Origin of the sequence: Anabaena sp. WFMT, assembly GCF_051781005.1 — a bacterium.
Taxonomy (GTDB): Bacteria; Cyanobacteriota; Cyanobacteriia; order Cyanobacteriales; family Nostocaceae; genus Anabaena.
In genome coordinates this window covers 190,884-205,179 of sequence record NZ_JBPWOA010000006.1, presented here as the reverse complement: position 1 = coordinate 205,179, position 14,296 = coordinate 190,884, and the positions used below count along the sequence as shown (strand labels likewise).

Below are 14,296 nucleotides of genomic sequence, written 5' to 3'. Positions count from 1 at the left end.
TGAAATGTAAATTTTGCTAATTTCAAGTTAGGTTATTTTTTTGGTTCTTCAGTACCTAATATGCAAAATCTAGACAAAAAAATCTCACAATTCTATAGAGCGATCGCTTTTGAACCCATTGCTTGATTGATTTTAAAATATTTATGATCCTTTTTGCAATTCCTGAATCTGCTTGAAATTCAATTCCTGCACATTACTAAATACTATATTTGCTCCTGCTTGAATTAATGTTTCAGTATAAGCCTCACGTCGCGTTGCTGTTTCTTGTACATGAGGTGGTAAAACTCCCACAGCCAGCCAAGTGCGAGAATCATCTATATTTCTAGCTTTTGCGACGGTGTACATATCTGCAACCGTATCACCTACATAAACTACTGTTTGTTTTCTGTCATTACCATTTTCTAATAAGCTAATAGTTGCAAAAAGTCCTGTGGGGTCAGGTTTACCAGGTGCGTCTTCCATTGCAATTAAGATAGGAGATTGCAAACCTAAGCGTTTTTCTAAAACATAAGTAGCAGAACCGCGAGTAGCACCGCTGAAAAATCCCCAACCTATACCTGTTTGTGTGAGTTCTTGAAAATAATTAGGCTGGGCTAATAAAGGTTCATCACAAATATACCCATTCCAATTTTCTGGGTCTGTACCTCGGTAACGGGTTTGAAAATAAGCAACAATATCTTGATAATCTAATTGCAGTTGTTCGCGGTTTTGTCCTTGGGTAGCAAAGTGACGGTAAATGAATTCCTGGGAGGCTTCCCAATCGTTATTCCAAATTCCTTCAGATTTGAGGTTGTCAATGTCTTCTGGTGTGGGACGGTAAGCTTGGTTGGTAAAATGCTCTACGGTATCTGCTAAGGCGCGGCGATAAGAACCACCAACATCACGGATAACACCATCTATATCAAAAACGACTATTGCTTTTGTTTGTTGAGTCATGGGAATGGGGAATTGATGTTTGCAGGGAATTAAAGCAATGATAATTGCTCGTTGGGTGGTTTAAATCCCATGTGTTTATATGCGGCTTGCGTGGCAACTCGACCGCGAGGAGTACGGCTTAAATAACCAATTTGCATTAAATAAGGTTCATAAACTTCTTCAATGGTTTGGGTGTCTTCACCTGTTGCTGCGGCGATGGTTTCTAAACCCACTGGCCCACCATTGAAGTTTTCAATGATCATACTCAGCATTTTTCTATCTGTCCAATCTAAGCCACAAGGATCTACTTGGAATAGTTGTAAAGCTTCAGCAGCTACGTTTTCATTGATTTCTCCACAGGTTTTAACCTCAGCATAATCACGGACTCGTTTTAATAATCTATTTGCAATCCGTGGCGTTCCCCGTGAACGTTTGGCAATTTCTGTAGCCCCATCCGAGTTGACTGGTGTTTTTAATAATTCAGCGGTGCGGAGAACAATTTGACTGAGTTCGTCAACTTCATAAAATCGCAGTTTTTGAACTAAGCCAAAGCGATCGCGCAAAGGTGAAGTTAAAGCACCTACACGGGTTGTCGCTCCCACTAAGGTAAACTTAACCAGTGGTATACTTCTAATCCGGGCGCTGGAACCCTTACCCACCGTAATATCTAAACGATAATCTTCCATCGCTGGATACAAAATCTCTTCAGTCATCCGCGACAGGCGATGAATTTCATCAATAAAAAGCACATCTCCCGCTTTGAGATTCACCAATAACCCAACTATATCCCTTGGTCGTTCCAATGCTGGGGCGCTGGTAATTTTACAACTTACTCCCATCTCTGAGGCTAAAATCATCGCCATTGTGGTTTTACCCAAGCCAGGAGGACCATACAGCAACAGATGATCCATCACTTCACTCCTAGACTTAGCAGCTTTAATGGCAATATCTAGCACATCCTTTAAGTCTTTTTGCCCAATGTAATCTGCAAATCGCTGGGGTCGAATACTCTCTTCTTGTTTACCTTCTTCATCAATAGCCGCTTCAGGTTGCAATATATTATTTTCCTGGGGAGGTACTTTCGCTGATTCCCTCGGCTGTTGAGGTTCTTTATTAGGTTCTTGTCCGCTTTTTTTTGAGGAGATTATCGCCATAATTTTCAGAAATTCAGAAGTAGAGGTTTAGCACCGATAAATCGTTACGGCAGTCAAGAAGCAAAACCAGTATAAGATATTTGCAGTTAGTTAAAATACAGTGACAGTACCAAAAAGCATGGATTTCTATTTTATCTTATCAATTTACCAGTAATCAATTTTGATTAACCTCTAATGCTATTTACCCAACACTGGTGTTTAAGTGTGCGATAATTAACGGTATGTTGCCCAAAATAAGGAATAGGGTAGAGGGGTGAATCTAATGATAGGAACAACTATAGACAGACGCTACTATCGTGTCTCCTTTCCCTCGCACTACGCACATTAGTCAGGGAACTGTCGTCAATTCACTCGTAATTCATCCCACACTCCTAATAGTGATATCATGTCCACCTAATCACTGGCGATATAAATTGTTTGTGCAGAAATCCAAAAATTCTCTTTCCCCCTGCTCCCCTTCGACTTCGCTCAGGGCAAGCCTGCCCCCTGCTGCCTTAATGATAAGTATTAAACCGGACATGATATGAGACGTGGGGCTTCTTGCTGCTTTAGCTAAAAAAACCTCCTCTATACTTAGGACGGTTTTCAGGGGTTTGACTTGACCGTTAGGGTCTATAAAATTGAGCAAGTTCTCGTTACACTGATAATTATGGGTAAGCAGCGCGTTCTGTCGGGAGTTCAACCAACTGGTAACTTACATTTAGGTAACTACTTGGGTGCTATTCGCAACTGGGTAGAAATTCAAGACCAGTATGAAAATTTCTTTTGTGTTGTAGATTTACACGCAATTACTGTACCACATAATCCCGCCACTTTAGCGGCTGATACTTACAATATTGCTGCTCTTTATTTAGCCTGTGGTATTGATTTAAGTCATTCTCACATCTTTGTCCAATCTCACGTTTCGGCGCACAGTGAACTTACCTGGTTGCTAAATTGTATTACTCCGCTTAACTGGTTGCAAGATATGATCCAGTTTAAGGAAAAAGCGGTTAAACAAGGTGAAAATGTCGGTGTTGGTTTGTTAGATTATCCCGTGCTAATGGCTGCCGATATTCTGCTTTATCAAGCGGATAAAGTACCTGTGGGTGAAGATCAGAAACAACACTTGGAACTAACAAGGGATATCGTCAACAGGTTTAATCACCAATTTGCGAAAGATGCACCTGTGCTGAAGTTACCAGATCCTTTGATTAGAAAGGAAGGTGCAAGGGTGATGAGTTTGACAGATGGAACACGGAAAATGTCAAAATCAGATCCTTCAGAATTGAGTCGAATTAATGTTTTAGATCCACCAGATCAAATCACGAAGAAGATTAAACGCTGTAAAACTGATTTGGTGCGGGGTTTAACTTTTGATGACTCAGAACGCCCAGAATGTCATAACCTGTTAACGCTGTATACTTTGCTGGCTGGAAAAACTAAGGAAGAAGTGGCTATTGAATGTGCAGATATGGGTTGGGGACAGTTTAAACCATTGTTGACAGAAACAGCAATTAATGCTTTGAAACCAATTCAAGAAAAATATGAGGAGGTAATGAAAGATAAAGGTTATCTGGAGTCGGTGTTGCGAGATGGTAGGGAAAAAGCAGAGGCTATAGCTAATCAAACTCTAGCAGATGTCAAAGCTGCTTTGGGTTTTTCTGTTCCTCTCTAAGGTTTGCGCTTTTAGGTGTGATTTGTTTTACCCTTTAAGGAAACCGAACTGATAACATTATGCTGGATACCCATAGTTTTAGTACATTAAATAACTTCCGAAAAGCGGTAGAAGCGGGAGAGTTTCTAGTTACTGCTGAAGTTGCACCTCCCAAAGGAGGAAATCCCACACAGATGCTGAAAATGGCGGCGACTCTTAAGGGGAGAGTTCATGCTGTCAATATTACTGATGGTAGCAGAGCCGTGATGCGGATGTCTTCGTTGGTAGCGTCAGCGATTTTGTTGCACAATGGAATTGAGCCGATTTGCCAAGTTGCTTGCCGCGATCGCAATCGGATAGGATTACAAGCAGATTTAATGGGCGCTCATGCTTTGGGTATCCGCAACATTTTAGCTTTAACTGGCGACCCTGTAAAAGCAGGTGATCATCCTGAAGCAAAGGCTGTATTTGATTTAGAAGCTGTGCGGCTGTTGCAATTAATTAGGAAGATGAATCAAGGTGTTGATTTTAATGAAAAACTTCTTAATGATGGTGCATTAGATTTATTTGCAGGTGCAGCGGTAGATCCACAATCTAAAAGTTGGTCAGGTTTACAAAGTCGTTTTGAAAAGAAAGTAGAAGCCGGAGCGCAATTTTTTCAAAGTCAATTAATTACAGATTTTGAAATTCTAGAAAAGTTCATGGATAAAATTGCTTCAGGTTATAATAAACCAATTTTGGCAGGAATTTTTCTGTTGAAATCAGCAAAAAATGCCCAGTTTATTAATAAGGCTGTTCCCGGTGTAAATATTCCCCAACATATTATTGATAGGTTAGCAAAAGCGAAAGATCCGCTGGAGGAAGGAATGAAAATTGCAGCGGAACAAGTGCAGATTGCGCGGGAATTGTGTCAGGGTGTGCATATGATGGCGGTGAAACGGGAAGATGCGATCGCACCTATTTTGGATTTAGCAGGGGTGGAGAAGGTTAGTTAGAGGGAAATGCAGCTTAAATTATGAATTTTGTTTGTAGAGACGTTCCATGGAACGTCTCTATAAGGATTTCGACATCACGGATATTTAAATTCAGTCGTTGTCTCTGATATTGCTAATTTTGCTAAAGTAAAACAAACCTCATCCAGCGCGAGGGTATATGACTTTTACCACCAAGCCGCCAACCTCTGAAACCACTCTCCCAGACCATACCCAACTTCCAGAGTCAGACGGTACATTTGTGAAGAATTGGCAAGAACATCCCCAAAGCATCTTACTGACTGACTCAATTACACCCATTCTCAAGAAATTAAATCCTGATGGTCAATATTGTATTGGTCAGGACTTAGGTATCTATTGGCGCATCACTGACCCCCCAGAACGCGGTGCAGAAGCTCCTGACTGGTTCTTTGTACCCAATGTACCGCCTACCTTAAATGGGCAAACACGCCGTTCTTATGTGCTTTGGCAAGAATACATTGCCCCATTAATTGTTTTAGAATTTGTCTCTGGGAATGGCAGCGAAGAGCGAGATAAAACCCCTTGGAAAGGTAAATTTTGGATTTATGAGCAGGTAATTCGTACTCCCTTTTACGGCATTTATGAAGTGAATAAAGCCAGTGTAGAAGTTTATGAATTAATTGGTGGACAATATCAGTTATTACCAGCAAATGAATGGGGACATTATTCAATTTCACCTTTGGGAGTTGAGTTAGGTTTATGGCAAGGTGAATATCAGAATGCAGAATTACCTTGGTTACGCTGGTGGGATTTGCAAGGTAATTTGTTGTTGACTGGTGAAGAAAGAGCCGAACAGGAAAGCCAAAGGGCAGAATTGGAACGTCAAAAAAGCGATCGCTTGGCTGCACAATTGCGTGCTTTGGGGGTTGAACCGGAAGCGTAATATTAAATGCGATTTACTGAGGTTGATCCAAATCTCGGTGCATTGAGTACACTTCCCTATCTTCCAATAACTTTGAGTTATCAGATAAAAATCTGCAAATTTTCTAAATTACCTCTAAAATTTTTGCCCTGAATTGCTCACTTCTATGTAATTTCTTTAGACCTTTCTGAGTTTTCTCAAACTCCTTTCTCGAAAAGAGTATATAATCATGCGCTTCATCCAAAATCTTCTCATCAAGTTTATCTTTGTAAATTAACATCCAAAAAAGTAGAGACGTTGTCTGCAACGCCTCTAAAATAGAGTAAATTTAATAAACTAGATACAGCGTCTTCCAGGTAAATGAGAGACAAAATAAGTTTTTACTGCACAGGCGTATTGCAGCCCATTATGAATGCTGTGGTATTAACGCACTTCTTTCAGACTCTCAACTTGCTTGGTAAACATTTCAGTGAACAAACTCATGACTGTTCGTTCTTCACGCACTTTAATATTGGCAGTAATTGACATACCAGACTGTAAAGAGATGTTTTTACCTGTCATTTCTAGGTATTGTTTATCTAAGCTGATAGTAGCTGGAAATCTATAAAATTGATGAGTCTGATCTGGGGGTAAAGCATCTGAACCAATATCAATTACCTCACCTTTAATATCGCCAAACTGACTGAAGGGGAACGAATCAATTCTCACATCTACCTTCATACCTTTGCGGACAAAACCAATATCTTTATTGGTGATAAATACATCAGCAATATATTTATCATTGGGAACAATTTGCAATAACTTCTGTGTGGGGTTGGCTACAAAACCAGGATTTTTAGCTTGCATATCAAACACTATACCCGCTACAGGTGCGCGAAGTTCTTGATATCTAACATTTAATTGCGTCTGCGAAATCTTACTCGTAATATCTGCCAATCGCTGCTCATTATCCAGGATAATTCTCATGAATTGGCTATCGACTTCTGCAATCCGCTTTTTGTTATCAGCTATCTTATCCAAAACAGATTTATCAGAAAATGCAACTGTATTAGTTACTTCTTGTTGCCGTTTTTGAATATCAAACTGAAGACGTTTTTCTTCCTCAATTAATTGGGCTACTTCAGCTTTGAGAGTTTGTACTTGCTGTTGCTGGTTAAGATATTGCAGTTGAGAAATACCACCTTCTTCTGCTAAGATTTTGAGTTTACTTAAAATCCCTTCCTGAATAGCTAAACTACTTTGAGTATCTTGTCGTTTTAATATTGTTTGGGATAATTGTTTTCTCGTTTTTTCTACTTCTAACTTTGCTGCGGCAGATCGGGAATCTAATTCTGTTTTAGCAGCTATGAGACGTTGTTGTTCGTCAATTCCATTCCCTGATTCTGTTCCTGAATTTCTCAATTGAGAACGCAGTAGTTCATTTTCTGCTACTAAGGATGCTCGACTTTTGAGAAGAAAAGCAGATTCTGCTGGTAATCTACTGCGTAAAAAGTCTAATTCTGATGCTGTACCTGTACTTGCTCCCATCAAGCGCCGGTAAATATCGTTTTCTTTGGTTAAAGCGACGCGAATCTTATTTAAGGAACTCAATTCCGCTAAGGTGGCAATAGAATCAAAAGTTAAGAGTAAGTCTCCAGGTTTTACTTCTTGCCCGTCTTTGACATAAACAGATTTCACTACACCACTAATGGGAGCTTGTACTTCTTTGACTGTTCCTTCTGGTTTTAATTGACCTGTTGCGGGAACTACTTGCTCGATTTTGGCAAAATTAGCCCAAGCAATCCCAAAACAAGCTAACCCCATCAAGGTGATCATGATGGTACGTGACCAAATAGGAGACTGACGTAAGACTACAGATTGCTCAAAACTATCCTGATAAGGGGTAATTAAGGAATTTTTTGCAGCTTTTTTTGGCAGTGTCAGCACCTGGGAATCTTGCTTTTTGCCGTTACCATTGCCGTTGCCGTTGCCATTACCGTTTACATGATGTCCATTAAGTAGAGTCATATAATTTTAGATTTTAGATTTTAGATTTGTGATGTTGAATGGAAAATTTAATTGTCAATAGGTTAAATAACTGATTTGGAGGACGGGTTTTAGCCGCCCATACAAATTACAAATTAACTTCTTGTTGTTGATAAAGATAGAAATAATGACCTTTAGTAGCCATTAATTCTTGATGGCTACCTTGCTCTATTACCCTACCACCATCCATGACGATGATCGTATCTGCACTACTGACAGTATTCAGACGGTGAGTAATAAAGAAGACGGTAGTTCCTTGAAATGCTCTGGCTAAATTTAGACCTATTTGTCTCTCTGTGGGATAATCTAAGGCGCTGGTGGCTTCGTCTAAAACTAATAATTTAGGCTTTTGTAGAATCGAACGTGCGATCGCAATTCTCTGTCTTTGTCCACCGGAAAGGGCTGAACCTCTTTCTCCTACTCTGGTGTTGTAACCATTGGGTAGATTCATGATAAATTCATGGGCTACAGCAATTCGTGCCGCTTCGATAATTTCCTCGGTTGTGGCTTCAGGATTGGTCAGGGCAATGTTTTCTTGCACTGTGCCATCAAACAACAACGGATCTTGAGGAACGACTCCAAGTTGCCGACGCAGAGAATAAAGTTCTACTTTGCCAATATCGTAACCATCAATCAAAATTCTGCCTGACTCGACGTTGTAAAGTCTGAGCAGTAATTTCATCATTGTGCTTTTACCTGATCCGCTTTGTCCGACAATACCGACAAATTTACCAGCCTCGAAATCAAGACTGACATTATTTAGTTGTAGTGGTCCACTGGGAGCAAATCGGAAAGACACATTTTCGTATTTGACTGCACCAGATATTGCAGGTAAGGGAATGTTGCCCTTGTCTGCTTCTGCTTCTTGTGGGGTATCAACAATATCGCTGAGACGTTCTAAAGATAACCCAGTTTCTTGGAAGTTCTGCCAGATTTGCGCTAAACGTAATATGGGGCTAGTTACGTAACTGGAGATAATTCTAAAGGCGATTAATTCTCCTAAAGTTAGCTCTCCTTGCAAGACTAAATAAGCTCCCACCCACAACACTAGTAAGCCGCTGAGTTTGTTGAGAAACTGACTGGTGGAATTAGCCAGGGTGGAAGTGATCACAGTTTTAAACCCTGCGGCCACAAACTTAGCGTAACGTTCTTGCCAGGAAAAGCGCGATCGCAATTCAATATTTTGCGCTTTCACTGTTTGAATCCCTGACATGACCTCAACTAAGTAAGATTGAGTTGCGGCGTTACGTTCAGCTTTTACACGTAATTGTCGGCTCACTGTGGGGGCAGCAATTAATGTAATCACCACAAATAAGGGGATTGTCCCTAACCCAACTACAGTCAGTTTCCAACTGTAAAACAGCATGACGACGATATACACCACAGAGAATAAGGCATCTAACCCCACAGTTAGAGCAGTACCTGTGAGAAACTGACGAATATTTTCTAACTCATTGACACGAGTAGATAATTCCCCTACCGGTCGGCGTTCAAAATAACGGAGTGGCAACCGCAGTAAGTGGTCAATAATTTGTGACCCCAAACTCATATCAATGCGGTTGGTCGTATCCACAAATAAGTATGTTCGCAGTGTAGTTAGTATCGCTTCAAATACACCAACTGCTAATAGTAAAACCCCTAAAATATTCAGAGTACTAATACTATTTTGAACGATGACTTTATCAATAATTAACTGAATAACGAGGGGATTAGCTAAAGCTGCTAATTGTACAAAAAAGGACGCGATGAATACTTCTATGAGGACGCGACGATATTTGGATAAGTAGGGTAAAAACCAGCGCAAACCGAAGCGTTCTTGGGGTGTTTCCTGGGTAGCACTGAGTAATAAGACTCTGAGTTGCGGCTGCAAATTGTTTTCATCAGTCTCTAATTCTTCTAATAGTTTGCCTGGTTTGCAGCGGATAATACCTTTGGAAGGTACACCTAAAACTACTGTTTTTGCATCTACTGCATAGATAACAGCAAAACTATCACTATATTGAATTAAGGCTGGTGCGGGAATACGTGCAATTGCGGCAGCGGGAACATCTACTAATTGGGATCTGAGTCCGATTAATTCTGCTAAATACGCGCAAAGTTGAAAGGATATACTCCCTTGACGTTTCATTTGCTCATTTAAAATCCGCCGCACTACCTCCTTCCGGAAGGGAATTTCTAGGTGCTTGGCGAGCATTTGAAAGCAAGCAAGGGTTGAATTCAATTCACCCTGGGCGCGAAAAAATGGATAGTTTAGATGTTTTTGTTTAACTTGTGGTGTATCAGATGGTGATGGAAAAACTTCCTCTGTTGATGCGTAAGGAATTTCTAACTCATCTCTAATTTGTAATTGACTGTCTGCAAGTTCCTGTTTTACTTGATCATCATTCAGGAATAATAAATCTGTGGGATTTATACCTAGCAACCGTGCTGGAGTTTTACCTATAACTTCCAGAACATTTTTGCCATTGCTAGATGCTAACTGAGAACCTGGGGAAAGATTGGTTACTGTACCACCACCACTAAAAAACCAGATGCGATTATCATCTAGTTGACTGAAGGGGGTTTTTCCTGGTTCTAGGTGATGGATTTTTGCCCCTGATAAAGCTTGTTGGCTAATTTCTTTGAGATTTAAACCAGCGTTGGCTTGTTGGGCTAACTGGGGGCTGAGAACGTCGAATACTTCTATGATGTGACTAGAGTTTTGACGCGCATGGGCAAAGGCTGGATTTTGGGAAAGAAGACTTAAATAATCTACGGTACTTAAAGTTAAGCAGATAACTTCGGTGGATGCGATCGCTGTTTCACAAGCAATCTGCCTCAATAAACTAATTTCACCAATTATCGCTCCCGGTTCCAGTATTTTTAAGGTAATTGGTAATTGGGTTTGGGGGTCATACGCTAACAGCCGCACTCGCCCTTCATAAAGAATTGCTATGCGGTCAGGTAGTTTTTCTTTACTAATTATTTTTTGACCTATCCGGTAGCGTAAGGCTTGCTGTTGTGAAACAAAGCTATTTCTTTCCGCCGTCGATAGTTGTTCAAATCCATCAATGGTGGCAATAAATTCTTCAAACGCGCTCTTAATATAAGTCATGTTTATGAAAATTAATTAATTTACTGTCGGTTATGGTGAGAGTTATTGGCTAGAGGTATTTATTCATATCGCTATCAATTCATCCTTCTAATTCTTTAATTTGCCAATTTTGTGCAGATAGTTGTGTTTGTAGCCAACCCTGAAAACGTTCATTTAACAATCGCTGACGTAGTGGGCGATCCATCTGCGCCGGTAGTAATTTCTCTAACCGAACAATTACTATCCACTCTCCTATTTGAGTGGGTGGTGAAATTTGTCGTGGTTGGCTAGTAGATAAAATTTTCACTAGTGATTGATGAAGAGATTGTAATTCCACCGGACCTACTAAACCATCTGTTTGAGCTTCAGGCCCTTGGGCATATTCCCTTGCTAATTGAGCAAAGGACTGTTCTCCTTCTTGGATGCGGAAATAGATTTCTTGAGCAATACCGATATCAGCAGTAGTAATTAGGGAATAGATCACTTTATCCAACTGAGGTTTACGCTGGAAGAAGTAAGATTCTAAATCTTGTCCCCATGAAGCTTCTTTGAATTTTTCCAGTTTTAATTGACGAATGGCCGTACTGTTCAATTGCTCAGAACTTAGTTCTTGTCGCCCTTGATATTGTTGAGCTAACTGTTCACAGGCAAGCTGTTCTTCTTGTGGCGTACACTCAATCTGTGCGATCGCTTGATCAATGATCACTTCTCTGAGCAATGAGGGAATTAATTGGTATTTAGCTAGTAATTGTAGAACTTCTGGGGCTGTCAGTATGCGATCGCTTCGCTCACCGGAGGCATCGCTAAATTGCAGAACTTGATTCATATCACTTGTAAACAGGGTTACCACAGTTATAAATTGTTGTTAAAAACATAGTAGAAACAGATTGTTGGCAGTTTATCTATGGGTTAAGCTTATACAATTCTTTACAATCTCAGTCCTGGTATTTAGCTCTTTTTATGTGCATAGATAGATTGTTACCAAAGATAATGGTATAAACCGAATATCTTTTGATCACCCTTGGTAACAAAGGCATCCATATTTGCCGATATCGTACCAAACTATCATAATTTTTTGAATTTGCAACCTTAAATTGGCAGTCAGGTACAAAAAAGTCGGAAAATTGAGTCTGTAGTTACCATAAATCTATGGTTACACCTTTTATAAAATAAATTTTGTATTGTTCTAGAACAAGATTAAAACGCAGAGGGTAAAGAAAAATCACACAATTTTCCCTTTATCCCCTCGCGGTTTCATTTACTATTTCTCATTGTCAGCCAGGCAAAATGCCAGCCCTACAAAAATATTAGCAAGCTGGCTAAGTGTTTTAGGCGATAACAGAAATGTCAGCATCACTGAGACTAGGTATTGTACTAATAAGTGCTATTTGAACACTAGCTGCACCACCAACGCCATCAGTATCAAAGAACAAAGCACCATTAATAGTGTTGTAAATAAATCTATGATCGGCAGTAGTACCTGTAGTGCTACCTACACCAGAAAGGAAAGCTGAAGCAGCTAAATTACCTACAACTAATCCACCACCAAATCCACCAGCAGACACCTCAATTAAGTCATCCACAGTTGAAAAGTCTAAAATTTTATCAATTCCTTCATTGGAGGCATTAAATCGGAAAAAATCATAACCAATACCACCATTGAGATTATCATTGCCAAGACCACCAATCAGGGTATCATCACCATCTCCACCCTTGAGGTTATCGTTACCATCCCCACCATTGAGGATATTACTCGCAATATTACCTGTGATGTTGTTATTTAGTGCGTTACCTGTACCGTCGATATCATTAGTCCCGGTTAACGTCAGATGTTCCAGGTCATTACCTAATGTGTAGGTAATAGAAGATTTAACTGTATCTATACCAGCATTGACGTTTTCGGTAACTGTGTCACCCAAATCATCAACCGTGTAAGAATCATTACCATCACCACCAGTGAGACTGTCAGCACCTATACCACCATTGAGATTATCATTGCCAAGACCACCAATCAGGGTATCATCACCATCTCCACCCTTGAGGTTATCGTTACCATCCCCACCATTGAGGATATTACTCGCAATATTACCTGTGATGTTGTTATTTAGTGCGTTACCTGTACCGTCGATATCATTAGTCCCGGTTAACGTCAGATGTTCCAGGTCATTACCTAATGTGTAGGTAATAGAAGATTTAACTGTATCTATACCAGCATTGACGTTTTCGGTAACTGTGTCACCCAAATCATCAACCGTGTAAGAATCATTACCATCACCACCAGTGAGACTGTCAGCACCTATACCACCATTGAGATTATCGTTGCCAAGACCACCAATCAGGGTATCATTACCATCTCCACCCTTGAGGTTATCGTTACCATCCCCACCATCAAGGATATTATTCGCAATATTACCTGTGATGTTGTTATTTAGTTCGTTACCTGTACCATTGATATTGTTTGTTCCAGTTAAAGTCAGATGTTCTATATTGTTGCCTAAGGTGTAAGTGACTGAGGATCTAACTGTGTCTATACCAGCATTGAAGTTTTCAGTAACTGTGTCACCTATACTATCAACTGTGTAAATATCATTACCAGGAGTGCCAATAAAATTGTCTCCTACAGTAGTATTCAACAACAGAGAAATATTATTACCGAGTTGGTTCGCTATTAATAAGTCTAGTTTGTAGTCACCATTAAAATCTCCCACAGCTACGGAGCGAGAACCATTTCCTGCACCATAGTTAGTAGCAGTGCCAAAGTTGCCTGTGCCATCACCTAAGAGTAATGAAACATTATCATCATCAATGTTGCCTACCAATAAATCAAGGTCGCCGTCACCGTTGATGTCAGCTACAGTCACTGATCGAGGTTCTGCTCCTACATTAAAGTCAGTCTCAGGGTTAAAGCCACCTAAGCCATCTCCCAGCTGTATTGACACAACTGAAGCACCAGACCTAACAATGGCTATATCTGGAACACCATCTTCGTTGAAATCTTCTACTACGATCGCACGGGTATTGTTACCAACTGGATAGGTCTGAGCCGCTCCGAATGTACCTAAACCAGTTCCGGGGAAGACAGACACATCAGGGCTGAGAAAATTACCCGCAGCTACGTCTAGCTTGCCATCTTTGTTGAAGTCTCCTAAAGAGATTGCACTCAGTCCCCCAGGAACAGCAACTGCACTGGGAGCGCCGAAATTACCAGTTCCATCTCCTAGCAGAATTGAGATATTGCTATCGGGATTTAGGGTTGGAGGCATGGTTTGGAGATCAGGTAAGTCAAAGTTAGCTGTTGCTAAATCTAAATTACCATCCCCGTCAAAGTCTCCTACAGTTACTGAAATAGGGTTATATAACCCTACAGCGGGACTAGAAATCAGGGAAAAACCACCTAGTCCATCACCCAAAAGTACTGAGACTGTTTTGTCAAGAGAGTTTGCTACTGCTGCATCTAGATTACCATCCCCATCAAAGTCTCCTACAGCTATGGAAAAGGGTTCAGAACCGACGTTAATATCGTTGGGCGCACTAAATGATATTGTCATTTACTTTTTCCTGGATAAAGTTGAAACACTGTATTTATCTAAATTGAAAACTGTCATATTTGTCTGGATC

Annotated in this window: 9 protein-coding genes; 3 read left to right on the top strand and 6 right to left on the bottom strand. The window is 40.3% G+C overall.

Features of this window, described 5'->3' with window-relative positions:
* Positions 1–141 precede the first annotated feature (141 nt).
* Together ACSQ6I_RS05645 and ruvB are read right to left on the bottom strand one after the other, a co-directional pair.
* A complete protein-coding gene (locus ACSQ6I_RS05645; RefSeq protein ID WP_438889391.1) occupies positions 142–936 on the bottom strand; it encodes a TIGR01548 family HAD-type hydrolase in 795 nt (264 codons plus the stop codon).
* A gap of 29 nt (positions 937–965) precedes the next feature.
* Positions 966–2,069, bottom strand: coding sequence for a Holliday junction branch migration DNA helicase RuvB (ruvB, locus tag ACSQ6I_RS05640; RefSeq protein WP_015212775.1), 1,104 nt, complete (start codon positions 2,067–2,069; stop codon positions 966–968).
* 649 nt (positions 2,070–2,718) lie between these two features.
* Between ruvB and trpS the strand changes: the two genes are divergently transcribed.
* The 3 genes from trpS (at position 2,719) to ACSQ6I_RS05625 (ending at position 5,601) form a co-directional block, all read left to right on the top strand.
* On the top strand, positions 2,719–3,726 hold the full coding sequence (gene trpS / locus ACSQ6I_RS05635; RefSeq protein WP_438889390.1) for a tryptophan--tRNA ligase: 1,008 nt from the start codon (positions 2,719–2,721) through the stop codon (positions 3,724–3,726).
* A 59-nt stretch (positions 3,727–3,785) separates the two neighbouring features.
* A complete protein-coding gene (locus ACSQ6I_RS05630) occupies positions 3,786–4,700 on the top strand; it encodes a methylenetetrahydrofolate reductase (RefSeq protein ID WP_438889389.1) in 915 nt (304 codons plus the stop codon).
* A gap of 157 nt (positions 4,701–4,857) precedes the next feature.
* Complete coding sequence (locus tag ACSQ6I_RS05625; protein WP_438889388.1) at positions 4,858–5,601, top strand: Uma2 family endonuclease; 744 nt, start codon at positions 4,858–4,860, stop codon at positions 5,599–5,601.
* 402 nt (positions 5,602–6,003) lie between these two features.
* Here ACSQ6I_RS05625 and ACSQ6I_RS05620 read toward each other — a convergent pair whose 3' ends face one another.
* The 4 genes from ACSQ6I_RS05620 to ACSQ6I_RS05605 all read right to left on the bottom strand — a co-directional run bounded on the left by ACSQ6I_RS05620 (position 6,004) and on the right by ACSQ6I_RS05605 (position 14,226).
* On the bottom strand, positions 6,004–7,587 hold the full coding sequence (locus ACSQ6I_RS05620) for an HlyD family efflux transporter periplasmic adaptor subunit (protein ID WP_438889387.1): 1,584 nt from the start codon (positions 7,585–7,587) through the stop codon (positions 6,004–6,006).
* 106 nt (positions 7,588–7,693) lie between these two features.
* Complete coding sequence (locus ACSQ6I_RS05615; protein WP_438889385.1) at positions 7,694–10,699, bottom strand: peptidase domain-containing ABC transporter; 3,006 nt, start codon at positions 10,697–10,699, stop codon at positions 7,694–7,696.
* A gap of 79 nt (positions 10,700–10,778) precedes the next feature.
* Positions 10,779–11,504 carry a peptidylprolyl isomerase gene (locus ACSQ6I_RS05610; protein ID WP_438889384.1) on the bottom strand — a complete coding sequence of 242 codons (726 nt, stop codon included), beginning with the start codon at positions 11,502–11,504 and terminating at the stop codon, positions 10,779–10,781.
* Positions 11,505–12,006: 502 nt separating this feature from the next.
* The gene (locus tag ACSQ6I_RS05605; protein ID WP_438889383.1) at positions 12,007–14,226 is read right to left on the bottom strand and encodes an FG-GAP-like repeat-containing protein; all 2,220 of its coding nucleotides are present in this window, start codon (positions 14,224–14,226) and stop codon (positions 12,007–12,009) included.
* Positions 14,227–14,296: the final 70 nt, after the last annotated feature.

Coding starts and splice junctions, on each gene's coding strand:
- ACSQ6I_RS05605 (WP_438889383.1), bottom strand. CDS start 14,226: ATGACAATATCATTTAGTGCGCCCAACGATATTAACGTCGGTTCTGAA.
- ACSQ6I_RS05630 (WP_438889389.1), top strand. CDS start 3,786: ATGCTGGATACCCATAGTTTTAGTACATTAAATAACTTCCGAAAAGCG.
- ruvB (WP_015212775.1), bottom strand. CDS start 2,069: ATGGCGATAATCTCCTCAAAAAAAAGCGGACAAGAACCTAATAAAGAA.
- ACSQ6I_RS05645 (WP_438889391.1), bottom strand. CDS start 936: ATGACTCAACAAACAAAAGCAATAGTCGTTTTTGATATAGATGGTGTT.
- trpS (WP_438889390.1), top strand. CDS start 2,719: ATGGGTAAGCAGCGCGTTCTGTCGGGAGTTCAACCAACTGGTAACTTA.
- ACSQ6I_RS05615 (WP_438889385.1), bottom strand. CDS start 10,699: ATGACTTATATTAAGAGCGCGTTTGAAGAATTTATTGCCACCATTGAT.
- ACSQ6I_RS05625 (WP_438889388.1), top strand. CDS start 4,858: ATGACTTTTACCACCAAGCCGCCAACCTCTGAAACCACTCTCCCAGAC.
- ACSQ6I_RS05610 (WP_438889384.1), bottom strand. CDS start 11,504: ATGAATCAAGTTCTGCAATTTAGCGATGCCTCCGGTGAGCGAAGCGAT.
- ACSQ6I_RS05620 (WP_438889387.1), bottom strand. CDS start 7,587: ATGACTCTACTTAATGGACATCATGTAAACGGTAATGGCAACGGCAAC.